Genomic DNA, 25,894 nt, shown 5'->3' with positions numbered 1-25,894 from the left:
GGGTCTGAGGACGGCCCACACAGCAGGAGGACGACAGGTGCTAGGTGCATTCGTTCGGGCGTTCAGGACGCCCGACCTGCGGCGCAAGCTGCTCTTCACCATCGGCATGATGGTGCTCTTCCGCATCGGGTCGTTCCTGCCGACCCCTGGGGTGAGCTACCCGAACGTGCAGGCCTGCATCGAGCAGACCGCCGAGAGCGACCTGCTGGGGCTGGTGAACCTCTTCAGCGGTGGTGCGCTGCTGCAGCTCTCGGTCTTCTCGCTCGGGATCATGCCGTACATCACCGCGAGCATCATCATCCAGCTCCTGCGCGTGGTGATCCCCAAGTTCGAGGAGCTCCACAAGGAGGGCCAGTCCGGCACCGCGAAGCTCACGCAGTACACGCGGTACCTGACCATCGGGCTCGCCGTCCTGCAGTCGACGACGATCATCACGTTCGCGCGCAGCGGCAACCTGTTCCAGGGCTGCTCGCTCGAGGTCATCCCGGACGACAGCCCCATCACCCTGCTGATCATGGTCATCACCATGACGGCGGGCACCGGCCTCATCATGTGGCTCGGCGAGCTCATCACCGAGCGCGGTGTCGGCAACGGCATGTCGCTGCTCATCTTCACGTCGATCGCCGCGTCGTTCCCCGGCGCCATGTGGTCGATCGCCGGCGGCGCCGGCGGTGCGGGCAAGTTCATCGCCGTACTGGCGATCGTCGTGCTCGTCATCGGCCTGGTCGTGTTCGTCGAGCAGTCGCAGCGCCGGGTGCCCGTGCAGTACGCCAAGCGCATGGTCGGCCGCCGCATGTACGGCGGGTCGAGCACCTACATTCCGATCAAGATCAACATGGCCGGCGTCATCCCCGTGATCTTCGCGTCGTCGCTGCTCGCGGTGCCCACGCTGATCGCGCAGTTCGGTGACCCGACCGCGGGCTGGGTGCAGTGGATCAGCGTGAACCTGGCCGACCCGGGCGCGCCCCTGCACATGGGTCTCTACGTCGTCCTCATCATCTTCTTCTGCTACTTCTACACGGCGATCACGTTCAACCCGGACGAGGTCGCGGACAACATGAAGAAGTACGGCGGCTTCATCCCGGGCATCCGGGCCGGCCGCCCCACCGCCGAGTACCTCGACTACGTCATCACGCGGATCACGGCACCGGGCTCGCTCTACCTCGCCATGGTCGCCCTGATCCCCATGATCGCGTTCATCGTGCTCGGGGTCGGCTCCAACATCCCGTTCGGCGGCGCGTCCATCCTCATCGTGGTCGGCGTCGGCCTGGAGACCGTCAAGCAGATCGAGTCCCAGCTGCAGCAGCGGCACTACGAAGGGTTCTTGCGTTGAGTGCACGTCTGGTCCTGCTCGGCCCCCCCGGAGCGGGGAAGGGTACGCAGGCCGTCCGTCTGGCGGAGCGGCTGGGTGTCCCGGCCATCTCGACGGGCGACATCTTCCGGTCGAACATCAAGAACGGCACCGAGCTCGGGCGCCGGGTGCAGGACATCACGGCGTCCGGCGCGCTCGTCCCGGACGAGCTGACGAACGAGCTGGTGCGCGACCGTCTGGCCCAGGCCGACGCGGTCGACGGGTTCCTGCTGGACGGGTACCCGCGCAACGTGGCCCAGGTCGCGGCGCTGGACGAGATCCTCGCCGTGACCGGCCGCAGCATCGACCTCGCCGTCGAGCTGACCGTGGACCCCCAGGTGGTCATCGAGCGGCTGACGAACCGCGCGCAGATCGAGGGGCGTGCGGACGACACCGAGGACGTCATCCGCCACCGGCTCGGCGTCTACGCCGAGCAGACGGCCCCGATCTCGCAGGTGTACGCCGCGCGCGGCCTGCTGGTGCAGGTCGACGGTCTCGGTGAGGTCGACGACGTCACGGCCCGGCTCCTCGCGGCGCTGAGCCCCGTCCTGCCCTGAGGGCCCGGTCGTGTTCGGTCGCGAGCGCATCGAGTACAAGACGCCGGAGCAGGTCGCGGTCATGCGGCGTGCCGGCCTGGTGGTCGCGGACGCGTTGGACGCGGTGCGGGCGGCACTGGCCCCGGGTGTGACGACGGCCGAGCTGGACGCTGTCGCGGAGGACGTGATCCGGTCCGCCGGCGCCACCCCGTCCTTCCTCGGGTACCACGGGTACCCGGCGTCGCTGTGCGTCTCCGTCAACGAGGAGATCGTCCACGGCATCCCGGGCTCCCGCGTGCTGCAGCCCGGTGACGTCGTCTCCGTGGACTGCGGCGCGATCGTCGACGGCTGGCACGGCGACTCGGCGTTCTCGGCCGTGCTGGACCCCGCGGACCCCGCGGACCTCGCCCTGGTGGGCACCACCGAGGACGCGCTGTGGGCCGGCATCGCCGCCCTGGCGACGGGGGATCGGCTGGGCGCGGTCGGCGAGGCCGTCGAGGACGTCGTCGAGGCGGCCGCCGCCCGCACGGGCGCCGCGCCGTTCGGCATCGTCGAGGACTACGTCGGCCACGGCATCGGCACCGCGATGCACCAGCCGCCCGACGTCCCGAACTACCGCACCCGCGACCGCGGCGCCCGGCTGAAGCCGGGGCTGTGCGTCGCCGTCGAGCCCATGCTGGTGCGCGGCGCGGAGGCGAACCACGTGCTCGCTGACGACTGGACCGTGGTGACCGACGACGGCTCGCGCGCCGCCCACTGGGAGCACACGGTCGCGCTGCTCGAGGACGGCATCGTCGTGCTCACGGCTCGTGACGGCGGTGCGGAGCGGCTGCGGGCGCTCGGCGTGGAGGTCGCGGCGCTCTGACGCCGTCGGCGCGGGCCCGACCCGTGCGCGCGCCCGTCCGCCCACCGGCGTCGCCGCGTCGCGCCCTGCGCGACAGCCCTCCCCGGACCCGCTGCGCCGGGGCACCGTAGGGGTACGGACGACGAGCAGCTCGGCGACGTCGGCCGGCCCCGTGCCCGTGCCGGGCGCCCGCCGGTACCGACCGCCGCCGGGATGCCGTATGATCGTTCGTTGGTTGTGTGCGCCGTTCATCGGCGACCAGTCACCCCTCGCTCGTCCGCGGGACCGGTCACGGTCTGGCGGCGTCCGGCACGTCTGCCGGCCGGTGGTGCGGGGTGGGACGACCAACCTGCAGGACACGTCGAGAGCACGACAGTTAGCGGAGGACATGGCCAAGAAGGACGGCGTCATCGAGATCGAGGGCAGCGTGATCGAGGCGCTCCCCAACGCGATGTTCCGCGTGGAGCTCGCGAACGGCCACAAGGTGCTGGCCCACATCTCGGGAAAGATGCGGCAGCACTACATCCGCATCCTCCCCGAGGACCGGGTGGTCGTCGAGCTCAGCCCGTACGACCTGTCCCGCGGGCGCATCGTCTACCGCTACAAGTAACCACCCCCATCGAGACGCCGTCGGTCGGGCCCACGTGGCTCGGGACGCGGCGGCGGAGGAACGAACGCGATGAAGGTCAAGCCGAGCGTCAAGAAGATCTGCGACAAGTGCAAGGTGATCCGCCGGCACGGTCGCGTCCAGGTGATCTGCGAGAACCTGCGCCACAAGCAGCGCCAGGGCTGAGCAGCACGCACCACCGGCCCGCACGGGCCAGCAAGCGCACCGCCGCTCCGTGACGACGGCCTCCGGGCCCGGCACCACGGTGAACCCCCAGCTCGGAGGCTGGGGCCCGCAGACTCGCGGGAGGACGGTGCGGCAGACCTCCGAACGCCGTACAGGAGCCACCAGGCACATGGCACGTCTCATCGGTGTCGACCTTCCCCGCGACAAGCGGGTCGAGGTCGCTCTCACCTACATCTTCGGGGTCGGGCGCACCCGCGCGCAGCAGACCCTGGCCGCCACGGGCATCAGCCCCGACGTCCGGGTCAAGGACCTGGGCGACAGCGAGCTGGTCGCGCTCCGCGACTACCTCGAGGGAAGCTTCAAGCTCGAGGGTGACCTCCGTCGCGAGATCGCCGCCGACATCCGCCGCAAGGTCGAGATCGGCAGCTACGAGGGTCTGCGTCACCGCCGCGGCCTCCCGGTGCGTGGTCAGCGCACCAAGACCAACGCGCGTACCCGCAAGGGCCCCAAGCGCACCGTCGCCGGCAAGAAGAAGGCCGGGCGCAAGTGACGACGCGGGCCGGTCGCGCCAGTCGCTGACCGCCCGCCCGTCGGCCCACCGACCCGTAGACCTCGAGAGAAGAAGAGATGCCTCCCAAGTCCCGCACCGCCGTGCGCAAGCCGCGCCGCAAGGAGAAGAAGAACGTCTCCCACGGCCAGGCGCACATCAAGAGCACGTTCAACAACACCATCGTCTCCATCACGGACCCCTCGGGTGCCGTGATCGCCTGGGCCTCGTCCGGCCAGGTGGGCTTCAAGGGCTCGCGCAAGTCGACCCCGTTCGCCGCGCAGCTCGCCGCCGAGGCAGCCGCGCGTCGCGCCCAGGAGCACGGCATGCGCAAGGTCGACGTCTTCGTCAAGGGCCCCGGCTCGGGCCGCGAGACGGCGATCCGCTCGCTGACGGCGGCCGGCCTTGAGGTCGGCTCGATCCAGGACGTGACGCCGCAGGCCCACAACGGCTGCCGTCCGCCCAAGCGTCGCCGCGTCTGACCCGCGTACGGCCGGGACGGTGCCTCACGGTGCCGGTCCCGGCCCTCGCGTGTCCGCCGCGCTCGTCGGCCGTCACCCCGCCGGGGTGCCGGCCCGCGTGAGGCGGCGGATCGCACCCGCACTCTCGCCCGGACCTGCAGACCGAGGCACGTCCAGGCATGCAGTACCTGCGACAGCGTCATATGGCGGACGCTCGCGGAGAGGAATCACACCGTGCTGATCGCACAGCGCCCCACCCTGACCGAAGAGGTCATCTCGGAGCACCGCTCGCGGTTCTCCATCGAGCCTCTCGAGCCCGGCTTCGGCTACACCCTCGGCAACTCCCTGCGCCGGACCCTCCTGTCGTCCATCCCGGGCGCCGCCGTCACGTCCATCCGGATCGACGGCGTGCTGCACGAGTTCTCGACGATCCCGGGTGTCAAGGAGGACGTCACCGAGATCATCCTCAACATCAAGAACCTCGTCGTCTCCTCGGAGAACGACGAGCCGGTCGTGATGTACCTGCGCAAGCAGGGTGCGGGCGAGGTCTCCGCGGCGGACATCGTGCCGCCGGCCGGTGTCGAGGTCCACAACCCCGACCTGCACCTGGCCACGCTGAACGAGAAGGGCAAGCTCGAGATCGAGCTGACCGTCGAGCGCGGCCGCGGCTACGTGTCGGCGAACCAGAACAAGTCGTTCGACGCCGAGATCGGCCGCATCCCGGTCGACTCGATCTACTCGCCGGTGCTCAAGGTGACCTACAAGGTCGAGGCGACCCGTGTCGAGCAGCGCACCGACTTCGACAAGCTCATCGTCGACGTCGAGACCAAGCCGGCGATCAGCCCGCGCGACGCGCTCGCGTCGGCCGGCCGCACGCTGGTCGAGCTGTTCGGCCTGGCGCGTGAGCTCAACGTCGAGGCGGAGGGCATCGAGATCGGCCCGTCGCCGACCGACGCCGCCCTCGCCGCCGACCTGGCGCTGCCGATCGAGGACCTCCAGCTGACCATCCGGTCGTACAACTGCCTCAAGCGCGAGGGCATCCACTCCGTGGGTGAGCTCGTGGCTCGGTCCGAGGCGGACCTGCTGGACATCCGCAACTTCGGTGCGAAGTCGATCACCGAGGTCAAGGAGAAGCTCGCCGAGCTGGGCCTGACGCTCAAGGACAGCCCGCTGGACTTCGACCCCTCGGCCGCCGGTGGCTACTACGGGGACGACGAGACCGACTTCGTCGAGGACGAGCAGTACTGACGTGAGTGGTCCCGGGCCCGCGCGCTGACGCGCCGGACCCGGGGACGTCGCCCTCACCTGGAACTCAAGGAGTAGAGACCATGCCCACGCCCACCAAGGGTCCCCGGCTCGGTGGTAGCCCGGCGCACGAGCGGCTGATCCTCGCGAACCTCGCGACGGCCCTGTTCGAGCACAAGCGGATCACCACGACCGAGACGAAGGCCAAGCGGCTGCGCCCGCTCGCCGAGCGGCTCATCACGTTCGCCAAGCGCGGCGACCTGCACTCGCGTCGTCGCGTGCTGACCGTCGTGCGGGACAAGAGCGTCGTGCACACGCTGTTCACGGAGATCGCGCCCGCCGTGGCCGACCGCCAGGGCGGCTACACGCGCATCACCAAGATCGGCCCGCGCAAGGGCGACAACGCCCCCATGGCCGTCATCGAGCTCGTCCTCGAGCCGCTGTCGCCCAAGCAGGCCGTCGTCAAGGAGGCCACCAAGGCCACCGAGAAGGCCGCGCCCAAGAAGGCCGAGAAGCCGGTCGAGGACGCGCCCGTCGAGGACGCCCCGGTCGAGGACGCCCCGGTCGAGGACGCTCCCGTCGAGGACGCCCCCGCCGACAAGGCCTGACGCACCCGCACCGCCGGCAGGGCCCGGGCACCTCACGGTGCCCGGGCCCTGCTGCGTCCCGCGGAGCACCCGCACCGGCCGGCGGGAGCGGCCCCGGCCCGCGCAGTAACCTCGCAGCATGGCGGCATCCGCGCCCCCGGTGGTCCTCGTGCACGGCATGCGGGCGTCCCGCACCATGTGGCGCGCGCAGCATGACGCGCTGTCTCGCGCCGGGCACGTCGTCGTCGCGGTGGACCTGCCGGGCCACGGGGACCGGCTCGACGAGCGGTTCACGCTCGACGGGGCGGTGGCGGTCGTCCGGGACGCCGTGAGCGCCGTGGGTGGTCGTGCCCTGGTCGTCGGGCTCTCGCTCGGCGGGTACACCGCCATCGCCTACGCGGCACGGCACCCCGAGCAGGTCGCGGGGCTGGTCGCGGCAGCCTGCTGCTCGGTGCCGCGCCCGGCCGCGGTACGGGCGTGGGGGCTGGCCGCGGACGCCTTCTTCGCGCGGCTGCCCGACCACGGTGCAGCCATCAACCAGGCGCTGGTCAACCGCACCATGCCGCCGACGAGCGCGGCCGACGTCGGGGCGGGTGGGTTCGCGCTCGGCGTCGTCGGGGACGTCATGCGGGCCATGCGTGACGCCTCACCCGTCGCCGACCTGGCCGCCGTGCAGGCGCCCGTCTGGCTGGTCAACGGCCGGTACGACCACTTCCGCGGTGACGAGCGCCGGTTCCTCGCGGCGTGCCGGGACGGTCACCTGGTGATCGTGCCGGGGGCGACCCACCTCGTGAGCCTCGTGCGCCCGGTCCGGTTCACGCGCGTGCTGCTGGATGTCCTCGACGACCTCGCGGCCCGTCGTTCAGCCGTCCCGCCCGGCGAGCTCCCAGGCACGCACCCCGCCGACGATGCCCGCCTGGTTCGGCACGACGACGAGGTCGTCGCCGAGCCTGTCGAGCGTCGCGGCCGTCACGCGGCGGGCGTTGCCGCCGCCGAGGTAGACCCGGTCCCAGCGGAAGACCGGCCGGAAGCCCTCGACGACCTTGCGGACCCGGCGTGACCACAGCGCGTCGCCCAGGCGCGCGCGCTCGTGCTCGCCGATGTATGCGTCGTACGTGGTGCCCCACCGGACGGGCGCGTGCGACAGCTCCAGGTGTGGTGCCAGGCGCCCGCCGTCGAACAGCGCGGACCCCAGGCCCGTGCCGAGCGTGAGCACCAGCTCCAGCCCGGTCCCGGACACGACGCCGGCACCGTGCACCTCGGCGTCGTTCAGCACGAGCGTGGGGATGCCGAGCCGCTGCGTGAGCAGCGCCTGGACGTCGCAGCCCGACCACGCCGCGAGCAGCTCGGGCAGCACCGCGGACCGGGGGCCCGAGCGCGTCACGTAGTGCGGTGTGGCCACGACGACGCCGTGCCGGATCATCCCGGGCACCCCGACGGTCGCCCGCTGGGCCGTCGGCAGCCCGGCGGCGATGTCGCGGATCGTGTCGGCCAGCCGGTCCGGGGGCAGCGGGTAGGGCGTCGGGACCCGGACCGCGGGCACGTGCAGGGTGCCGGCGGCGTCGAGCACCGACGCCTTGATGCCGCTGCCGCCGCAGTCGACGGCGAGCGTGTACGGCTCGGGGCCCCGGGTCACCGTGCCACGGTAGCCCGCCGGTTACGGTGGGCCCGTGACCGGCGTCGACGAACCCCCCGTGCGGCTGCGTCTGGACCTGGCGTACGACGGCGCCGGGTTCGCGGGCTGGGCGCGCCAGCCCGGGCTCCGCACGGTGCAGGGGGTGCTCGAGGACGCCCTGGCGACCGTCCTGCGCAGCGGACCGCGCGGGGAGGCGCCGCCGCGCGTGACCGTCGCCGGGCGGACCGACGCCGGGGTGCACGCCCGCGGCCAGGTCGCGCACGTCGACGTCGTGGCCGGCGCCCTGGCCGCGGCGCGCGGGCGCTCGGACCGGGCGGACGTCGACGCCCTGACGACGCGCCTGGCGGGCGTGCTGCCGGCGGACCTCGTCGTGCACGCGGTGACGCGGGCGCCCGCGGGCTTCGACGCGCGCTTCTCGGCGCTGCGCCGCCGCTACGCGTACCGCGTGTGCGACGCGGACGCCCTGCGGGACCCGCTGCGTCGCGGCTGGGTGCTCTGGCACCGCCGCCCGCTGGACGTCGCGGCGATGGACGCGGCGGCGCGGACGCTGGTCGGGCGGCACGACTTCGCCGCGTACTGCAAGCCGCGGCCCGACGCCACGACCATCCGCACGCTCGAGCGCTTCGCGTGGTCGCGCCCCGCGGACGGCCCGGACGCCGGCCTGGTCGTGGCCGACGTGCAGGCCGACGCCTTCTGCCACTCCATGGTCCGGGCGCTGGTCGGCGCGAGCCTCGCCGTGGGGGAGGGGCGGCGCCCGGTGACCTGGCCCCGCGAGCTGCTGGACGGCCGCCGCCGGGAGGGCGGTGCGACCGTGGTCGCGCCGCACGGCCTGACGCTGGAGCACGTCGCCTACCCGTCGGACGACGAGCTCGCGCTGCGCGCCGCGCAGACGCGTGCGCGGCGCGCAGCGGACGACGTGGACGGCGTGCGTCCCGTGTCGGGGTGCTGCGGCTGAGACGTCGTGTCAGCGCACGTCGTCCCGGAGGTCGTCGTCGACCGTCTCGATGACGTACTCCTCCTCGATCACGTGCACCGCTGCCTCCTCGGCCGAGGCGGCGCCGCCGGAGACGCCCACGTCGACGGCGAACCCGTCCGTGCCGCCGGCGTCCACCGCGTCGTCGTCCTCGACCAGGCGACCGGCGCGCAGCTCCTCGCGGTTGGCCGGCGCGACCGGGTCCACCTCCCACACCTCGGGCTCCTCCTGCGCGACGCGCTGGTCGAGGGTCTCGCCGCGCGCCTCCTCCCAGGCGGTCTCGCCGAAGTGGGCGGACGCGGGGCGGGGGCGCTCGGGCGGGGCGACGCCCTCGTCCAGGGGGTCCTCGACGCCGCGCTCGACCAACGTGTCCTCGCCGGGCAGCTGGTTGCTGTCGCCCTCGGAGCCGAGAGCCGGGTCGGTGCTGGTGGCTGGGGTGTCCTCGCTCATGCCCCCGACCCAAGCACCGGTCAGCACCGCCCGCCACAGGACGGCGCCCGTGCGCTGCACATTGCGCTTCCTGCCGTGGCGGTCCTCCCGGGAGACTGACGCGCATGGGTCATCTCGACGTCGGTGGTGTCGGCTGGACGCTCCCCGACGGGCGGCGCCTGCTGCACGACGTGACCTTCCGGGTCGGTGAGGGCTCCCGCACGGCCCTGGTCGGACCCAACGGCGTCGGCAAGTCCACGCTGCTGCGCGTCGTCACGGGGCAGGCCACGGCGCACACGGGCTCGGTGCAGCGCAGCGGCGGCCTGGGCGTCATGCGGCAGGAGGTGGGCCGGATCGACGACGACCGCAGCGTCCGCGACCTGCTGGCGGGGCTGGCGCCGGCGGCGGTGGCGGCTGCCGCGGCCGAGCTGACGGCCGCGGAGCTGGCGATGATGGAGCGCGACGACGAGCCGACGCAGATGCGCTACGCCCAGGCGCTGGCGGACTGGGCCGACGTCGGCGGGTACGAGGCCGAGGTGGGCTGGGACCGCGTGACCGACGCGGTGCTGTCGCTGCCGTTCGAGCGCGCCCAGCACCGGGACGTGCGGACGCTGTCGGGCGGGGAGCAGAAGCGGCTCGTGCTCGAGGCGCTGCTGCGAGGGCCGGACGAGGTGCTGGTGCTCGACGAGCCGGACAACGCGCTCGACGTGCCGACCAAGCGCTGGCTGGAGGACCGGCTCGTGACGAGCGGGCGCACCGTGCTGTTCGTCAGCCACGACCGTGAGCTGCTCGCGCGGGTCGCCACGCACGTGGCCACGCTCGAGCCGACGCCGGGCGGTGCGCGGGTGTGGGTGCACGGGGGAGGGTTCGCGTCGTACGCGCAGGCCCGCGCCGACCGCCGGGCCCGGCACGAGGAGCTGCTGCGGCGCTGGGAGGAGGAGCGCGTCCAGCTCCGCGAGCTCGTGGCCTCGCTCAAGCTGAGGTCGACGTTCAACGACGGCATGGCGTCCCGCTACCACGCGGCGCAGACGCGGCTGCGCAAGTTCGAGGAGGCCGGTCCGCCGGCCGTCGTCGCGCGCGAGCAGCACGTCGCGGTCCGGCTGCGCGGCGGACGGACCGCCAAGCGGGCAGTGGTCGCGCGGGGTCTCGAGCTCAGCGGGCTCATGAAGCCGTTCGACCTGGAGGTCTGGTACGGCGAGCGGGTCGCGGTGCTGGGCTCCAACGGGTCGGGCAAGTCCCACTTCCTGCGGCTGCTCGCGGCCGGTGGCAGCGACCCCGAGCACGCCCCTGCCGGCGACGTGCCGGTCGCACCCGTCGCGCACACCGGGAGCGTCGTGCTCGGTTCACGGGTGCGGCCGGGCTGGTTCGCGCAGAACCACGCGCACCCCGAGCTCGTCGGCCGGACGCTGCTGGAGGTCCTGCACCGCGGCGACGGGCACCGCGTCGGGCTGGGCCGTGAGGCGGCGAGCCGTGCGCTGGACCGCTACGAGCTCGTCGACGCGGCCGAGCAGCGCTACGAGACGCTGTCGGGCGGGCAGCAGGCGCGGCTGCAGATCCTGCTCCTGGAGCTCGGTGGTGCGACCCTGCTGCTGCTCGACGAGCCGACGGACAACCTGGACCTGCACTCGGCCGAGGCGCTCGAGGCGGGGCTGGCGGCGTTCGAGGGCACGGTCCTGGCGGTGACGCACGACCGGTGGTTCACGCGCACGTTCGACCGCTTCCTCGTGTTCGGGGCCGACGGCTCGGTCGTCGAGACGCCGGAGCCCGTGTGGGACGCGGGACGCGTGCAGCGGGTGCGCTGAGGGCGTGGGCGTCGTCCCGGGCGTGCTCCGGGGCGGTTCCGGGGCGCCTCCAGGGAGCCCAGCGGACGCCGGTTTGGCCCTGGGTGGACCGTGCCGTAGTCTGTTGTGTCGTTGTGCGTCCCCTGTCGCGCACCGGTGGCTTCTCACCACCGGGTGCCGATGGCCGTCCTGGTGCGATCCCACTCGCCGGGCGGGATGCTCCGGCAGCCATCCTCGGCCGGTCGCCCTGCGCGCCCGGCCACGACACGTATCACGAGACAGAGGCACCCCGTGCGCACGTACACCCCGAAGCCCGGCGACGTCGAGCGGAACTGGTACGTCATCGACGCGACCGACGTCGTGCTCGGCCGCCTGGCCAGCCACGTGGCCACGCTGCTGCGCGGCAAGCACAAGGCGACCTTCGCCCCCCACGTCGACGGCGGTGACTTCGTCATCGTCATCAACGCGGAGAAGGTCGCGCTGACCGGCAACAAGCGTGAGACCAAGCTCGCGTACCGCCACTCCGGCTACCCGGGTGGCCTGCGGGCGACCCGTTACGCCGAGCTCCTCGAGAAGCACCCCGAGCGGGCGATCGAGAAGGCCGTCCGCGGCATGCTGCCCCACACGACCCTCGGTCGTGGACAGCTCAGCAAGCTCAAGGTCTACCGCGGTGCGGAGCACCCGCACGCGGCCCAGCAGCCGAAGCCGTTCGAGCTGACCCAGGTGGCGCAGTAAGCCCCCGGCTGCTGCGGCAGAGAAACTAGAACGCGAGGATCCCGTGGCTCAGACCACCGTCGAGACCGAGTACGAGGGCGACGACACGCCCACCAGCTACACCTCCGAGACCGCTGCGCCCACCGGCCGCGGACAGTCCCTCACGGCACCGGGCCAGGCGCTCGGCCGCCGCAAGGAGGCTGTCGCCCGCGTCCGTCTGGTGCCCGGCACCGGCCAGTGGAAGATCAACGGCCGTGCGCTCGAGGAGTACTTCCCCAACAAGGTGCACCAGCAGCTCGTCAACTCCCCGCTGAAGCTCGTGGACGTCGAGGGTCGTTTCGACGTCGTCGCGCGCATCACCGGTGGTGGCGTCTCCGGCCAGGCCGGCGCCCTGCGTCTGGGCATCGCCCGGGCGCTGAACGCCATCGACGAGGAGAACAACCGCCCGGCCCTGAAGAAGGCCGGCTTCCTCACGCGTGACGCGCGTGTGGTCGAGCGCAAGAAGGCGGGTCTGAAGAAGGCCCGCAAGGCGCCGCAGTACTCGAAGCGCTGACCCCAGCGCCTCGGCCCGATGGCCTCGGCGGTCGACAGACCGCCGAGGCCATCGGCATGTCGGGAAGCAGGGCAGCACCGGCGCGCAGCGTGCGGCGCCGCGGACGGATCAGTCAGGACGTCGGGCGCGGGACCCCTCGGGGGGGCCGCCGACCGGCACGCGAAGGAGTCAGGTGATGGGTCGTCTGTTCGGTACCGACGGGGTGCGTGGTCTGGCGAACCGCGATGTCACGGCGGAGGTCGCGCTCGACGCGTCCGTGGCCGCCGCGCACGTGCTCGCCACCCGGGGAGCGTTCGCCGGGCACCGGCCACGTGCCGTGGTGGGACGCGACCCGCGGGCGTCGGGGGAGTTCCTCTCGGCGGCCGTCTCCGCCGGCCTCGCGTCGGCCGGGGTCGACGTGGACGACGTGGGCGTGCTGCCCACCCCCGCCGTGGCCTACCTGACCGCGGCCCGGGGCGTCGACCTGGGCGTCGTGCTCTCGGCGTCGCACAACCCGATGCCGGACAACGGCATCAAGTTCCTCGCCCGGGGCGGCCAGAAGCTCGACGACGACGTCGAGGCGGCCATCGAGGCACGCATGGGCGAGGCGTGGGACCGGCCCACGGGGGCCGACGTCGGACGGATCCGCATCGACAACGGCCAGGCGGGTCGCGAGTACGTCGACCACCTCGTCACGACCGTCGGCACGCGGCTGGAGGGTCTGCGGATCGTCGTCGACTGCGCCAACGGCGCGGCCAGCGAGGTCGGGCCTGCCGCGCTGCGGGACGCGGGTGCGGACGTCGTCGTCATCAACGCCTCGCCGGACGGTCGCAACATCAACGAGGCGTGCGGGTCGACGCACCCCGAGCAGCTGCAGGCCGCCGTCGTCGCCGCGCACGCCGACCTGGGTGTCGCGCTCGACGGCGACGCCGACCGCTGCCTCGCGGTCGACGCACAGGGTGTGCTCGTCGACGGGGACCAGATCATGGGCGTCCTCGCCGTCGCGCTGCACGAGCGCGGCGCGCTGCCGCACGGCACCCTCGTGACGACCGTGATGAGCAACCTGGGGCTGCGGATCGCCATGCGGGCGGCGGGCATCGCGACCGTCGAGACCGGCGTGGGCGACCGGTACGTCCTCGAGGCCATGCGTGCCGGCGGCTACGGCCTGGGCGGGGAGCAGTCCGGTCACATCATCCTGGCCGCGCACGCCACGACCGGTGACGGCCTGCTCACGGCGCTGCAGCTCGCCGCGCGCGTCGTCGAGACCGGCCGTCCCCTGGCGGACCTCGCGGCGATCGTGCGGCGCCTGCCACAGATCCTCGTCAACGTGCCCGGTGTGGACCGCGCGCGCACCGACGACCCCGTGCTCGTCGACGCCGTCGCCCACGCGGAGAAGTCGCTCGGCGACTCGGGGCGGGTGCTGCTGCGCCCGTCGGGCACCGAGCCGCTGGTGCGGGTCATGGTGGAGGCGGGGACGCAGGACGAGGCGGAGCGCATCGCGCACGAGCTGGCCGACGTGGTCCGCACACGTCTGGCGCTCTGACGCAGCGGCACGACGGAAGGGGCCGACCGTGGTGGACGGACGGGACGGGGTCGTGCGGGACCTGGTGCTGCGCACGCTCGACGCGGCGCACGCCGCGGGACCGGACGCCGTCGCCCCGATCGTGCAGGCGGGTCACCCCGTGCTGCGGGCGTCGACGGTCCCCTACGACGGGCAGGTCGACGCGGCCGAGCTGACGGACCTGCTGGCGCTCATGCGCCGCACGATGCGGGCGGCGCCGGGCGTCGGGCTGGCCGCGCCGCAGATCGGCCTGCCGCTCGCGCTCGCGGTCGTCGAGGACCCCGGGGCGGGCGACGACGACGTGGCGCGCGTGCGGGAGCGCCCGCAGCTGCCGTACCGGGTGCTCGTCAACCCGTCGTACGTGCCCGCGGGCGACGACGTCGCGGCCTTCTACGAGGGCTGCCTGAGCGTCGTCGGCTACCAGGCGGTGGTCCCGCGGCCCCGCGCCGTGCACCTCACGGGGCTCGACGAGACCGGCGCGCACCTCGACGAGGTGCTCACGGGCTGGCCCGCGCGGATCGTCCAGCACGAGACCGACCACCTGCGGGGGACGCTCTACGTCGACCGGGCCCTGACCCGCTCGCTGTCCGCGACGGACGCCTGGGGCGCACACTGGGGTGCGGAGCCCGTCCCGCGCGCGGCCGCGCGGGCGCTGGGCTTCGAGCTGCCGGGCACGGCACGAGGCGGTGCCGGGGAGGAGTCGCCATGAAGCCGTTCCTGTTCCTGGGCGTGCGTCCCGAGGACGGGCCCGCGGACGACGAGTACGCGGCCGTGCTGCGGTGCACCGGCCTCGACGAGTCGACCATGCGGCGGGTCCGTCTGGAGGCGGCGCCGCTGCGCGACGTCGACCTGGACGACTGGTCCGGCATCGTGCTGGGTGGCGGGCCGTTCTGCGTCAGCGACCCGGAGCCCACCAAGTCCGCCGTGCAGCGCCGGGTCGAGGCTGACCTCGCGCGGCTGCTCGACGCGGTGGTCCCGGCGGACGTGCCGTTCCTCGGGGCCTGCTACGGCATCGGCACCCTCGGGCGTCACCAGGGCGGCGTGGTCGACGGGCAGCACGCGGAGCCGGTCGGTGCGGTCACCGTGGAGCTCACCGCGCAGGGCGTGGCGGACCCTGTCCTGGGGGCAGGACCGGCCACGTTCCAGGCGTTCGTGGGGCACAAGGAGTCGCTGAGCGTGCTGCCGCCGCACGCCGTGCTGCTCGCGACGTCGGCCGGCGCGCCGGTCCAGGCCTTCCGGGTGGGCCGCAACGTCTACGCCACCCAGTTCCATCCCGAGCTGGACGTCGCCGGGCTCGAGACCCGCGTCGACGCCTACCGGTTCGACGGGTACTTCGACCCCGAGGAGGCCGAGGACGTGGTCGCCGCCGCGCGCCGCAGCGGTGTGCACACCGTGCCGCCGGTGCTGCGGGCGTTCGTCGAACGACACGTCCGTCCACGGGACCACGGGCGCTCCCGCACCGTCATCCCCGGGAACGGGATCGGGGTCGCTCGGGGTTGATTCGGGGGGTGCCCCCATGTACGGGCCGCGGACCGGCGCCTAGCGTGGTCGTGTCGGCCTCGTCGGGGGGTGGGCACGACGAGGGGAGAGCACGTGCTCGAGCAGTGGGTGCTGGAGATGGCGGCGTCGCCGGGGGTCTTCGCGGCGTTGTTCGTGTTCGCCACCGTCGACGGCATCTTCCCTCCGATCCCCAGCGAGTCGGTCGTGATCGCGCTCTCGTCGCTGTCCACCTCGACGGGGAGTCCCGTGCTGTGGGCGGTCGTGGTGGTCGCGGCGCTCGGCGCGTTCACGGGTGACCAGCTCGCCTACCAGGTCGGCACGCGGGTCCCCGTCCGCCGGCTGCGCCTGTTCCGCGGCCGGCGCGGCCAGCGCGTCCTCGACTGGGCCGAGCACGCGCTGCGCGAGCGCGGGGCGGCGTTCATCATCGCCGCCCGCTACATCCCCGTCGGCCGGGTCGCGGTCAACATGACCGCCGGTGCCCTCGGGTTCCGCCGCCGCCGGTTCGTCCTGCTCACCGCGATCGCCGCGGTGACGTGGGCGCTCTACTCGACGCTGATCGGGATCGGCACCGGTGTGGTGCTGGGGCACTCTCCGCTGGTCGGCGTCGCCACCGGGGTGGTCGGCGGGTTCCTCATCGGCCTGGCAGTCGACCAGGTGCTGCGGCGGTGGCTGGGGATCGACACCCCGGCGGTCCCGGCGGCGTCGACCGGTGAGGACGGGGAGCCGTCACCGTCGGGGGACCCGGCCGGTCACGGTGGGGTCCGCACCGACGTGGCCGCGCACCGCAGCGAGGACACGGCCGCATGACTCGTGGTCGAGGTCACAATGACCTCGCGGAGGTGTCGGTGTGACAACGATCCGGTATCGACCGTCCGGGTGACCGCGCAGGGCCGCGTCGGGCGACCTACCGTAGGACCAGGACGACGTCGACGTCGGCCTCCCCGCGCACGCGAGGCCCCCGGCCACCACCCGGGGGTCGTCCGTCGTGCGTCCGGGGTCGGCGACCAGGCGGGAGTACGAGGGTGCGAGCAGCGGGACGAGGCGCGGCGGTAGCCGTCGCCCTCGCGCTCGGCGGCTGCGCCGGCCCCGCGCCCGCGGCTCCCGACGCGGCCACGGCCGAGGTCCGCACCGACGCCAGCTGTCTGGACGCCGGGGTGCTCGAGGCCCTGGGCCTCGAGCTCGACGCGTCACGTGCGGCCGACGCGCCGGCCCCGGCCGCCCGCGGCCTGCCGCCCGCGGACTTCGTGGCGGACACCGCGCTCGTGTGCGACCGCGGCGAGACGCTGCGCGACTCGGCGGGCCGGTGGTGGGCCGTCACCGCCACCCGGCTCGAGGGCGACCTCGACCCCCTCGTCGACCTCGTGACCCGCGCGGCCCCGGGGGAGTGCGGCACCGCCGTCGTCCCCCAGGTCTGGCTGGTCGACGCGATGGGGGCGGCCGTGCTGCTCCCCGCCGACGCGGCCTGCGAGGGTGCCGCGACCGCCGAGGCGCTCGACGCCCTCGACGTGCTCGACCGCACCGAGCACCCGGTCGCGCTCGCGCAGCCGGTCGCCGCCTCCGCCCCTTGACCGGCCCGCGCCGCGGACGTCAGATCTTGCGCAGCCGCACCCGCTGGACGGCGTGGTCCGGCCCCTTGGTCAGGACCAGCGTGGCCCGGCTGCGGGTCGGCAGGATGTTCTCCTCGAGGTTGGGCGCGTTGATGCTGTCCCAGATGCTCTCGGCGCGCGCCACCGCCTCGTCGTCGGACAGCGACGCGTAGCGGTGGAAGTACGACTCGGGCCGCGCGAACGCCGTGGCGCGCAGCGAGAGGAAGCGGTCGATGTACCACTGCTTGACGTCGGACGTGCGGGCGTCGACGTAGATGGAGAAGTCGAAGAAGTCGCTCAGCGCCAGGTTGGAGGTGCCCTCGAGCGTCGGGCGGGCGGGCTGCAGGACGTTGAGGCCCTCGACGATGAGGACGTCCGGCTGGCGCACCACGACGTGCGCACCGGGCACGATGTCGTAGGTCAGGTGGTCGTACACCGGGACGGTGACCTCGGGGCGTCCCGCCTTCACCTTCGACACGAAGCGCAGCAGGGCCCGGCGGTCGTACGACTCCGGGAACCCCTTGCGCTGCAGCAGCCCACGGCGCTCGAGCTCGGCGTTCGGGTGGAGGAACCCGTCGGTCGTCACCAGCTCCACCCGCGGGGTGGCGGGCCACCGGGCGATCAGCTCGCGCAGGAGCCGTGCGGTCGTCGACTTGCCCACGGCCACCGAGCCGGCCACGCCGATGACGAAGGGCGTGCGACCGACGTCCTCCCGCAGGAACGTGCTCGTCGCGTGGTGCAGACCGCGGGTCGCCTGGATGTACAGGTCGAGCAGACGTGACAGGGGCCGGTAGATCGCGTCGACCTCGGCCAGGTCGATCGGGTCGCCCAGACCACGCAGGCGCTCGACGTCGTCGTCGGTGAACGGCAGGGGCGTCGAGGCCGACAACCGGGTCCAGGCAGCACGGTCGAGGTCGACGTACGGGGTGGCGGGGACCAGGGACGGCACCTGACGATTGTTCCCCATGACGGGTGTTGTGCCGTCGCGCCGCGCGAGGCCGTCGGGCGGAGGTTGGCCCGTTAGGATCGGGCGCATGTGCGGAATCGTCGGGTACGTGGGCAGCGCCGGTCCGAGCGGGCGGCCGTTGGACGTGTCGCTGGAAGGGCTCCGACGGCTGGAGTACCGGGGCTACGACTCGGCGGGTGTGGCGCTGGTCGTCCCTGGCGGCGAGCTCGCGGTCGCGAAGAAGGCGGGCAAGCTCGCCAACCTCGTCGAGGAGCTCGACGCGCGCCCGCTGCCCCCGGCGACCGCGGCGATCGGCCACACCCGCTGGGCCACCCACGGCGGCCCGACCGACGTCAACGCGCACCCGCACGTGGCCGGCCGCCTCGCCCTCATCCACAACGGCATCGTGGAGAACTACGCCGTCCTCAAGGCCGAGCTGCTCGCCGAGGGTGTGGAGTTCCTGTCGGAGACCGACACGGAGGTCGTCGCGCACCTGGTGTCGCGTGCCTACGACGCGAGCAAGGACCTCACGGCGGCCCTCGCCTCCGTGGCACGGCGTCTCGAGGGCACGTTCACCCTGCTGGCCGTGCACGCCGACCTCCCCGACACGGTCGTCGGCGCCCGTCACGACTCGCCGCTGGTCGTCGGGCTCGGTGACGGCGAGAACTTCCTCGGGTCGGACGTCGCGGCGTTCATCGGCTCGACGCGGCGGGCCCTGGAGCTCGGGCAGGACCAGGTCGTGACCATCACGCCGACGTCCGTGACCGTGACCGACCTCGACGGCAGTCCCGTGCAGGCCACGCCCTACACCGTGGACTGGGACATCAGCGCCGCCGAGAAGGGCGGCTTCCGGTCCTTCATGGACAAGGAGATCCACGACCAGCCGCAGGCCGTCTCCGACACGCTGCTCGGCCGACTGGACCTGGCCGGTCGCCTGGTCCTCGACGAGATGCGGATCGACGAGACGGTGCTGCGCTCGGTCGACAAGATCGTCGTGGTCGCGTGCGGCACGGCCGCCTACGCGGGGCACGTGGCCAAGTACGCCATCGAGCACTGGTGCCGCATCCCGGTCGAGGTCGAGCTGGCGCACGAGTTCCGGTACCGCGACCCGGTGGTCGACGAGCGGACGCTCGTCGTGGCGATCTCCCAGTCCGGCGAGACCATGGACACGCTCATGGCGCTGCGGCACGCCAAGGAGCAGGGCGCCACGACGCTCGCCATCGTCAACACGCACGGGTCGACCATCCCGCGCGAGGCCGACGCGGTGCTGTACACCCACGCCGGGCCCGAGATCGCGGTCGCGTCGACCAAGGCCTTCCTCGCCCAGATCACCGCCGCCTACCTGCTCGGCCTGTACCTCGCCCAGCTGCGCGGCAACAAGTTCCCCGACGAGGTCGCGGCCACGCTCGCCGAGCTGCGGGAGATGCCGGACAAGATCCAGCAGGTGCTCGACCGCTCGGACCGGGTCCGGGAGATCGCCCGGTGGATGGCCGACACGCAGTCGGTCCTGTTCCTCGGCCGGCACGTCGGCTACCCGGTGGCGCTGGAGGGTGCGCTCAAGCTCAAGGAGCTGGCCTACATCCACGCCGAGGGGTTCGCCGCGGGCGAGCTGAAGCACGGCCCGATCGCGCTGATCGAGCCCGGGCAGCCGGTCTTCGTCGTGGTCCCCTCACCGCGCGGGCGCAACTCGCTGCACTCCAAGGTCGTCTCCAACATCCAGGAGATCCGGGCCCGCGGCGCCCGCACCCTGGTGGTCGCGGAGGACGGGGACGAGGCGGTCGTGCCGTACGCCGACGAGGTGTTCTCCGTGCCGCAGAGCTCGACCCTGCTGGCGCCGCTGCTGGCGGTCGTCCCGCTGCAGGTGTTCGCCTCCGAGCTGGCGCACGCCAAGGGCCTCGACGTGGACCAGCCGCGCAACCTGGCGAAGTCCGTCACGGTCGAGTGACGCCCGCCCAGGGTGCCGGGGGTGCCGGGTGATCGTCGGCGTCGGCATCGACGTGGTCGACGTCGCGCGGTTCATGGCGACGATCGAGCGGGTCCCGGCGCTGCGTGCCCGGCTGTTCACGCCGGACGAGCGCGACCTGCCCGACACGTCGCTGGCCGCCCGGTTCGCGGCCAAGGAGGCGATCGCGAAGGCCCTGGGCGCACCGCCGGGCATGAGGTGGCAGGACGCGACGGTGCGGCGCGTCGCGGGCGCGCAGCCGGTCGTCGAGGTCGTCGGCACCGTCCTGGCACGCGCCCAGGAGCTGGGGGTCGACCGGTTCCACCTGTCGATCTCGCACGACGCGGGCATCGCGTCGGCCGTCGTCGTCGCCGAGCGCGACGCCTGACCACCCGCCGGACGCGCGACCGTGTGCGCCCGCCGCCCTGACCGGGCCGCGCTCGCGCTGCGTGCGGGCGGGACCGACCGGGCGCAGGGCGGGCAGAGCGACGGGTCGCCCCCTCCCCGCGGGGAAGGGGCGACCCGGTACGGCGCTCAGCGCAGGCGCGGGGCGACCTCGCGTGCGAACAGCTCGATGCCGGAGCGGTCGTAGGCCGCCTCGGCGAAGTAGCAGATCGCGTACGTCATGCCCAGGCCCTGCAGCTCGCGCAGCTTCTCGACGATCTGGTCCGGCGTGCCGACGAGCGGGCCGTTGCGGAACTCCTCGGCGACCGAGGGGGCCTTCGCGGGCACCGTGTTCGCGTAGTGCTCCTCGATCCACGCGATGCGGTCGTCGACCTCGGCCTCCGTCGCGCCGATGACGACGTTGTAGTTGGCCGAGCGCGTGATCTCGTCGAAGTTGCGGCCGATCGCGTCGCAGTGGTCGCGCAGCACCTGCGACTTGTGGGCGAAGCCCGCGGGCGATCCGTCGAAGTTGGTGTACTGCGCGTGCTCGGCGGCGATGCGCAGCGTCTTCTTCTCCCCGCCCCCGGCGATCCACAGCGGCGGCCCGTCCACCTGCAGCGGCAGGGGCGAGAGCTGGGCGCCGTCCACCTGGTAGTGCTCGCCGTGCAGGGTCGCGGTGCCGTTGGTCCACATCTGCTTGAAGATCTGGACGCCCTCGTCGAGCATCGCGATGCGGGTGCCGGCGGACGGGAACCCGTACCCGTAGGCCAGCCACTCGTGCTCGTACCAGCCGGCGCCGATGCCCATCTCGACCCGGCCGCCCGAGATCACGTCGGCCGTCGTGGCCACCTTGGCCAGGTAGGCCGGGTTGCGGTACCCCATGCACGTGCACATCTGGCCGAGCCGGACGCGCGAGGTGGAGGCCGCGAACGCGTTGATGAGGCTCCAGGCCTCGTGGGTCGCCTCGCCGTTGGGCTCGGGGACCGCGTGGAAGTGGTCGTAGACCCAGATGGACTCGAAGACGTCGCCGTCGTCGGCCCACCGGGCCAGGCCGTGCATGACCTTCCAGTGGTCGCGGGCGTCGATGCCCGTGAGGTCCTGCCGCCAGCCCTGGGGGATGAAGAGTCCGAAGCGCATGGGACGCACGCTACCCGCGCGCGCCCCTCACGGCCTCGCAGCGGCAAGCGTGTGCCGCCGCTGCTCAGAGGAGCCCGGGGTCGTCCGTGCGGTCGAAGGGCACCGGCAGGGCCGCGACGACCTCCGGGTCCTGCCACTCCGGGTACCAGTCGTGCAGCGTCAGTCGGCCGCCGGAGAACCGCATCAGCACGAGCTCGTACTGGAAGACCAGGCACGCGGCCTGCGCGGTCCGTGCCGCGACGACCGCGGACACCACGGCGAGGTCCTGCCGGGCCTGTTCGTACCCGTCGGACTTTGGGTCGAGCCAGAGGCTCACCTCGACGTCGACGTGCTCACCGAGCGCCTCGTCGAGTGTGGCCTGCAACGACGGACTGGTCACGGGCTGGGCGTGACCCGTCAGGGAATCGTCGTCCGGCCCGCGCCCTCGGGCAGCGAGGCCGTCCTGCAGCGCGGCGTCCACGTCCTCCGACGTCCGGCTGGTGCGCAAGGCGAGCGAGTAGATGAACACGGATCCCCTTCGGACGGGTACGGCGCCGGGCCTGGACGTGGACGGGCGGTCAGAAGCGTAGGTGGCTGACGGCACCGTCCTCGACGACGAGCACCTCCCGTAGCCCCTCCACCGGCTCCGCGCGCAAGGCAGCGATGACCTGGGCGCGGGTCACGACAGTGTCGTCCAGGTTGAGGACGATGCGCGACGTCTGACCGGACTGGATCTTCTTGTCGATGGCGGACCGGACGTTGCGGGCCGTGGGGGTGGAGGGGGACAGTGCGTCGAAGACGCGTCCCTCGATCAGGTAGTCCGGCTTCTTCCGTCCCGGCACCACGGGGTTCTGCACCACGTCGTACCCCTCCCGGGCCAGGGTCCTCGCACTGTCGTTCTCGCGTTCGAGGCTCCGGCGTGTCGGCGGGTCGTCGCGGGGCTTGATCCGGGTGGGGCGCCCGCCGGGGACGGCTTCGGGGTCGGGCGCGCGGGACGGCAGCGTGGGGTCACTGTGGACCAGATCCAGGATCCGCCGCCGCCACGACGCGGGCATGTGCTTCACGGCCTTCTGCAGGATCTTCCCGACGACCCCGACGCCGATGAGGGACGTCAGGGCCAGCCCGAGCTCCAGCGACCCGAGCTTGACGAGGTCCTGCCCGGCGATCTTGCCCTCGCCCCAGTCGGCAGCCACGTCGAGGAAGTCCCCGACGGCGACAAGGGTGAACCCGACGCCGAGGACCTTCAGACCGAAGGAGAGCCCCGCGACCGCGCCGGCCGCACCGCCCGGCACAGCGCCGACGCCGAACCCGAAGACCGCGCCGGCGGCGGTGCCGCCCATGGCGCCGATGATCGCCAGCGCGACGGACAGCACGACCCCGACGACGACGAGGATCCACCCGACGATCCGCAGGGCGTCGGCCAGGAACCGGAAGACCGCCACGTGCCGGCCGATGAACTCGCGGACCCCTGTCAGGTGGGTGTCGATCCACGTGCCGAGGTCGGCGGTGGTGCGCTCCCACCAGTCCCCGACGGCCGCACCGGCCTCGGTGACCGCCTCCCAGGCCTCGCCGGCGGTGTCGGGGACCCAGTCGGTGCCGTCGTCGACCGCGTCGGACACGTCGTCCCACCGGTCGGAGAACCAGTCGCCGATGCCGCGGGACTCCTCGGTCTGCCGCTGGTCGGCGGCGACCTCGGCCGAGGAGGTGGCCGCCCAGGTCAGGGTCGTGCCGCCGTCACCGATGGGGGAGGAGGTGAACGGCACGGCGAGGGGTGCGGGGTCCACGTCGAGCACGGGCAGCGGGCGGCCGGTCGTCCCGTACCGCAGCTGCTCCAGCGCCCGGGCCCGGTCCAGGTGCCGGTCGACCACGGGCAGCACGTGGGTGCCGAGGCGGTCACCGGCGCCCAGCACGTCGTCGAACCCCGAGGTGCGCACTCCGAGTGCCAGCGCCCGTGACCGCAGCGACCCCCAGTCCGCGTCCAGCGACTCCCGCACCGCCGCGACGTCCGAGCGCACACCCGCGACCGCGTCCGCGCTGATCTCCACCACGCGCACCGTCACGCACCTTCCCCGCCGTGTGACTGCCGCCCCGAGAGCCCGTCGGTCCGGAAAGTACCGGTCCGTGGCGACGCGCGGAAGCCGGTGTCCGGTGGGCAGCCGTCCGGGCGCGGTTCCCGCCGGCACGGCAGGATGGTCGGGTGCTGACCTCGTGGACCGCGGACGACGTGCGTGCGGCCGAGCGACCGCTGCTCGCGTCCGGGGTGCCGCTGATGGAGCGCGCGGCGTTCGCGCTGGCGGTGCACGTGGGGCGGGAGCTGCGTGCCACGCGCGGCCGTGTCGGCGGCGCGCGGGTGACGCTGCTGGTCGGGTCCGGCAACAACGGCGGCGACACGCTGCACGCCGGGGCGCTGCTGGCGCGACGCGGTGCGCAGGTCACGGCGCTGCTCACGTCGGACCGCACCCACGCCGGCGGTCTGGACGCCCTGCGGGCCGCGCACGGACGCGTCGTCCCGACGCTCGACGACGCCGCTGCGGACGACGCCGCACAGGATCTGGCGCGCGCGGACGTGGTGCTCGACGGGCTGCTGGGCATCGGCGGGCGCGGCGGGGTGCGCGGCCCCGGCGCGCGCCTGCTGGCCCGGCTGCGGACCCTCGACGCCGACGCCCGCCCGCTGGTCGTCGCGGTCGACGTGCCCTCCGGGGTCGGCGTCGACGACGGCACCCGCACCGGTGAGGTACCGGATGTCGACCTCACGGTGACCTTCGGCGCGTGCAAGCCGGCGCTGCTGCTGCCACCCGCGGCGGATGCGGCAGGTCGCGTCGAGGTGGTCGACCTGGGGCTGACGTTGCCGCCCCGCCCCGCCGTGGCGCGGCTCGAGGCGACCGACGTCGCCGCCCTGTGGCCGTTGCCGGGCCGTGACGCGCACAAGTACGTGCGCGGCGTGCTCGGCGTGGTCGCGGGGTCGGCCCGGTACCCGGGTGCCGCGGTGTTGCAGGCGGCGGGCGCGGTCCGTGCCGGTGTCGGCATGGTGCGCTACCTCGGGTCGGCCGGACCGCAGGTGCTGGCGGCGCACCCGGAGGTCGTCGTCGGGGAGGGGCGCGTGCAGGCGTGGGTCGTCGGCTCCGGCGTCGCGCCCGACGACCCCGAGCAGCGCGCCCGCGTGCGCGACGCGCTGAGCCACGCGCTCGCGCACGACGAGCCGGCGGTGGTCGACGCGGGCGCGCTCGAGATCCTGCCCGACCGGGTGCCGCCCCACGTGGTCCTCACGCCGCACGCGGGGGAGCTCGCCGCACTGCTCGTCGCGCGTGGTGCGCACGCCACCCGCGCCGAGGTCGAGGCGGCGCCGCTGGTCCACGCGCGCCGCGCGCACGACCTGACGGGTGCGACCGTCCTGCTCAAGGGCGGCACCACGGTCGTCGTCGGGCCCCACGGCGCGGCGTACGCCCAGGCAGACGGCCCGTCGTGGCTGGCGACCGCCGGTGCCGGCGACGTCCTGGGCGGCGTGCTCGGTGCCCTGCTGGCCGGCCGTTCGGCCGACGCGATGGCTGACCCGACCCTGCCGGCGGCGCTCGCGGCCGCCGCCGCGCTCGTCCACGGGCGCGCCGCGCACCACGCCAACCCCGGGGGGCCGGTGTCCGCCGGGGACGTGGCCGACGCGCTGCCCGCCGTCGTCGCCGGGCTGCTGCGCGCATGACCGGACCCCGCGCACCGGGCCCGGCCCCCGCGGACCACGTCGTCGAGCCGCTCGCCCCGGCGCTGGAGCGGCGGCTGCGGGCGCTGCTGGGCGTCGGCGGACGGCGCGTGCTCGGCATCGCCGGTGCACCGGGCGCCGGCAAGTCCACGCTGGCGGCCCAGGTGGCCGCGACGCTCGGGGACGCCTGCGTCGTCGTGCCGATGGACGGGTTCCACCTCGCGCAGGCCGAGCTGGAGCGGATCGGCCGCGCCGACCGCAAGGGGGCGCCGGACACGTTCGACGCCGACGGCTACGTCGCGCTGCTGCGGCGGCTGCGCGTGCCCCGCCCCGGGCACGTCGTGTACGCCCCGGAGTACCGCCGGGACCTGCGCAACCCGGTGGCGGGTGCGGTCGCCGTGCCCGCCGAGGTGCCCCTGGTCGTCACCGAGGGCAACTACCTGCTGCTCGACGACCACGGGTTCGGTCCCGTCGCTGGGCTGCTGGACGAGTCGTGGTTCGTGGCGCCGCCGGACGACCTGCGCCTCGCCCGCCTCGTCGCGCGGCACGAGCGCTTCGGCAAGCCGCCCGCCGCGGCGCTGGCGTGGTCGACCGGCCCGGACGCCGCCAACGCCCGGCTGGTCGCGCCGACGGCCGCGCGCGCGGACCTCGTCGTCGGCCCGGACCTGCTGGGCTGAGCGGCCGGTCGCGCGTCCCCGGCGGGCCGGTCGGCCGTCGTCACGTGGCAGCGCACCGCGGT

28 protein-coding genes and 1 pseudogene are annotated in these 25,894 nt (G+C 73.7%); 23 read left to right on the top strand and 6 right to left on the bottom strand.

Features of this window, described 5'->3' with window-relative positions; all coding sequences use genetic code 11:
* Window positions 1-37: 37 nt before the first annotated feature.
* The 10 genes and pseudogenes from secY to KG103_RS18895 form a co-directional block, all read left to right on the top strand.
* The gene (secY, locus tag KG103_RS13260; RefSeq protein WP_207339038.1) at window positions 38-1,333 is read left to right on the top strand and encodes a preprotein translocase subunit SecY; all 1,296 of its coding nucleotides are present in this window, start codon (window positions 38-40) and stop codon (window positions 1,331-1,333) included.
* Window positions 1,330-1,908: an adenylate kinase gene (locus KG103_RS13255; protein WP_207339037.1), complete on the top strand. Its 579-nt coding sequence runs from the start codon at window positions 1,330-1,332 to the stop codon at window positions 1,906-1,908. Before secY ends, KG103_RS13255 begins: the two co-directional genes overlap by 4 nt.
* 10 nt (window positions 1,909-1,918) lie before the next feature.
* On the top strand, window positions 1,919-2,752 hold the full coding sequence (gene map / locus KG103_RS13250; RefSeq protein ID WP_207339036.1) for a type I methionyl aminopeptidase: 834 nt from the start codon (window positions 1,919-1,921) through the stop codon (window positions 2,750-2,752).
* 367 nt (window positions 2,753-3,119) lie between these two features.
* Window positions 3,120-3,341, top strand: coding sequence for a translation initiation factor IF-1 (gene infA / locus KG103_RS13245; protein WP_012877432.1), 222 nt, complete (start codon window positions 3,120-3,122; stop codon window positions 3,339-3,341).
* 69 nt (window positions 3,342-3,410) lie between these two features.
* Window positions 3,411-3,524, top strand: a complete 114-nt coding sequence (rpmJ, locus tag KG103_RS13240; protein ID WP_013117849.1) for a 50S ribosomal protein L36 — start codon at window positions 3,411-3,413, stop codon at window positions 3,522-3,524.
* 169 nt (window positions 3,525-3,693) lie between these two features.
* The gene (gene rpsM / locus KG103_RS13235) at window positions 3,694-4,074 is read left to right on the top strand and encodes a 30S ribosomal protein S13 (RefSeq protein WP_089798455.1); all 381 of its coding nucleotides are present in this window, start codon (window positions 3,694-3,696) and stop codon (window positions 4,072-4,074) included.
* Window positions 4,075-4,151: 77 nt separating this feature from the next.
* A complete protein-coding gene (gene rpsK, locus KG103_RS13230) occupies window positions 4,152-4,553 on the top strand; it encodes a 30S ribosomal protein S11 (RefSeq protein ID WP_046528973.1) in 402 nt (133 codons plus the stop codon).
* Between the two features lie 213 nt (window positions 4,554-4,766).
* The gene (locus tag KG103_RS13225) at window positions 4,767-5,780 is read left to right on the top strand and encodes a DNA-directed RNA polymerase subunit alpha (protein ID WP_089798456.1); all 1,014 of its coding nucleotides are present in this window, start codon (window positions 4,767-4,769) and stop codon (window positions 5,778-5,780) included.
* Between the two features lie 80 nt (window positions 5,781-5,860).
* Complete coding sequence (rplQ, locus tag KG103_RS13220; protein ID WP_207339035.1) at window positions 5,861-6,385, top strand: 50S ribosomal protein L17; 525 nt, start codon at window positions 5,861-5,863, stop codon at window positions 6,383-6,385.
* 118 nt (window positions 6,386-6,503) lie between these two features.
* Window positions 6,504-7,121, top strand: a pseudogene (locus KG103_RS18895) (alpha/beta fold hydrolase); the annotation flags it as partial.
* Between the two features lie 105 nt (window positions 7,122-7,226).
* Here the strand turns inward: KG103_RS18895 and KG103_RS18890 are convergent.
* Window positions 7,227-8,000, bottom strand: a complete 774-nt coding sequence (locus tag KG103_RS18890) for an ROK family protein (RefSeq protein WP_207800116.1) — start codon at window positions 7,998-8,000, stop codon at window positions 7,227-7,229.
* Window positions 8,001-8,034: 34 nt separating this feature from the next.
* Here KG103_RS18890 and truA point away from each other — a divergent pair, with 34 nt between their 5' ends.
* Complete coding sequence (truA, locus tag KG103_RS13210) at window positions 8,035-8,955, top strand: tRNA pseudouridine(38-40) synthase TruA (protein ID WP_207339033.1); 921 nt, start codon at window positions 8,035-8,037, stop codon at window positions 8,953-8,955.
* Between the two features lie 9 nt (window positions 8,956-8,964).
* Here the strand turns inward: truA and KG103_RS13205 are convergent, their stop codons facing one another.
* Window positions 8,965-9,423, bottom strand: a complete 459-nt coding sequence (locus tag KG103_RS13205; RefSeq protein WP_207339032.1) for a DUF5709 domain-containing protein — start codon at window positions 9,421-9,423, stop codon at window positions 8,965-8,967.
* Between the two features lie 104 nt (window positions 9,424-9,527).
* On the opposite strand from KG103_RS13205, the gene KG103_RS13200 reads away from it, so the two are divergent.
* From KG103_RS13200 to KG103_RS13165, 8 genes are all read left to right on the top strand, one after another.
* The gene (locus KG103_RS13200; RefSeq protein ID WP_207339031.1) at window positions 9,528-11,204 is read left to right on the top strand and encodes an ATP-binding cassette domain-containing protein; all 1,677 of its coding nucleotides are present in this window, start codon (window positions 9,528-9,530) and stop codon (window positions 11,202-11,204) included.
* 270 nt (window positions 11,205-11,474) lie between these two features.
* A complete protein-coding gene (gene rplM / locus KG103_RS13195) occupies window positions 11,475-11,918 on the top strand; it encodes a 50S ribosomal protein L13 (protein ID WP_207339030.1) in 444 nt (147 codons plus the stop codon).
* A 43-nt stretch (window positions 11,919-11,961) separates the two neighbouring features.
* Complete coding sequence (rpsI, locus tag KG103_RS13190; RefSeq protein WP_207339029.1) at window positions 11,962-12,450, top strand: 30S ribosomal protein S9; 489 nt, start codon at window positions 11,962-11,964, stop codon at window positions 12,448-12,450.
* Window positions 12,451-12,625: 175 nt separating this feature from the next.
* On the top strand, window positions 12,626-13,972 hold the full coding sequence (glmM, locus tag KG103_RS13185; RefSeq protein ID WP_207339028.1) for a phosphoglucosamine mutase: 1,347 nt from the start codon (window positions 12,626-12,628) through the stop codon (window positions 13,970-13,972).
* 31 nt (window positions 13,973-14,003) lie between these two features.
* Window positions 14,004-14,699, top strand: coding sequence for a peptide deformylase (locus KG103_RS13180; protein WP_207339849.1), 696 nt, complete (start codon window positions 14,004-14,006; stop codon window positions 14,697-14,699).
* Complete coding sequence (locus KG103_RS13175) at window positions 14,696-15,490, top strand: glutamine amidotransferase (RefSeq protein ID WP_207339027.1); 795 nt, start codon at window positions 14,696-14,698, stop codon at window positions 15,488-15,490. The genes KG103_RS13180 and KG103_RS13175 overlap by 4 nt, the downstream gene beginning before the upstream one ends.
* 93 nt (window positions 15,491-15,583) lie before the next feature.
* Window positions 15,584-16,297, top strand: a complete 714-nt coding sequence (locus KG103_RS13170; protein ID WP_207339026.1) for a DedA family protein — start codon at window positions 15,584-15,586, stop codon at window positions 16,295-16,297.
* A gap of 215 nt (window positions 16,298-16,512) precedes the next feature.
* Window positions 16,513-17,058 (top strand): hypothetical protein, encoded by a 546-nt coding sequence (locus tag KG103_RS13165; protein WP_207339025.1) that lies wholly within the window; start codon window positions 16,513-16,515, stop codon window positions 17,056-17,058.
* Between the two features lie 19 nt (window positions 17,059-17,077).
* Here KG103_RS13165 and coaA read toward each other — a convergent pair whose 3' ends face one another.
* A complete protein-coding gene (gene coaA, locus KG103_RS13160) occupies window positions 17,078-18,043 on the bottom strand; it encodes a type I pantothenate kinase (protein WP_207339024.1) in 966 nt (321 codons plus the stop codon).
* A 67-nt stretch (window positions 18,044-18,110) separates the two neighbouring features.
* Here coaA and glmS point away from each other — a divergent pair, with 67 nt between their 5' ends.
* A complete protein-coding gene (gene glmS, locus KG103_RS13155; protein ID WP_207339023.1) occupies window positions 18,111-19,967 on the top strand; it encodes a glutamine--fructose-6-phosphate transaminase (isomerizing) in 1,857 nt (618 codons plus the stop codon).
* A gap of 28 nt (window positions 19,968-19,995) precedes the next feature.
* Complete coding sequence (locus KG103_RS13150; protein ID WP_207339022.1) at window positions 19,996-20,352, top strand: holo-ACP synthase; 357 nt, start codon at window positions 19,996-19,998, stop codon at window positions 20,350-20,352.
* Between the two features lie 146 nt (window positions 20,353-20,498).
* On the opposite strand, the gene KG103_RS13145 is transcribed toward KG103_RS13150, so the two are convergent.
* From KG103_RS13145 to KG103_RS13135, 3 genes are all read right to left on the bottom strand, one after another.
* The gene (locus KG103_RS13145) at window positions 20,499-21,485 is read right to left on the bottom strand and encodes an LLM class F420-dependent oxidoreductase (protein ID WP_207339021.1); all 987 of its coding nucleotides are present in this window, start codon (window positions 21,483-21,485) and stop codon (window positions 20,499-20,501) included.
* Window positions 21,486-21,549: 64 nt separating this feature from the next.
* Window positions 21,550-21,993, bottom strand: coding sequence for a SitI3 family protein (locus KG103_RS13140; protein WP_207339020.1), 444 nt, complete (start codon window positions 21,991-21,993; stop codon window positions 21,550-21,552).
* Window positions 21,994-22,042: 49 nt separating this feature from the next.
* Window positions 22,043-23,524, bottom strand: coding sequence for a CdiA C-terminal domain-containing protein (locus tag KG103_RS13135; RefSeq protein WP_207339019.1), 1,482 nt, complete (start codon window positions 23,522-23,524; stop codon window positions 22,043-22,045).
* Window positions 23,525-23,661: 137 nt separating this feature from the next.
* Between KG103_RS13135 and KG103_RS13130 the strand changes: the two genes are divergently transcribed.
* On the top strand, window positions 23,662-25,158 hold the full coding sequence (locus KG103_RS13130) for an NAD(P)H-hydrate epimerase (protein ID WP_207339018.1): 1,497 nt from the start codon (window positions 23,662-23,664) through the stop codon (window positions 25,156-25,158).
* A complete protein-coding gene (locus KG103_RS13125; RefSeq protein WP_207339017.1) occupies window positions 25,155-25,832 on the top strand; it encodes a nucleoside/nucleotide kinase family protein in 678 nt (225 codons plus the stop codon). Before KG103_RS13130 ends, KG103_RS13125 begins: the two co-directional genes overlap by 4 nt.
* Window positions 25,833-25,894 lie beyond the last annotated feature (62 nt).

Source organism: Cellulomonas wangleii (assembly GCF_018388445.1).
Lineage (GTDB): Bacteria > Actinomycetota > Actinomycetes > Actinomycetales > Cellulomonadaceae > Cellulomonas > Cellulomonas wangleii.
Note: the sequence above shows the minus strand (reverse complement) of the source record. Positions and strands in the feature narration are given on the sequence as shown.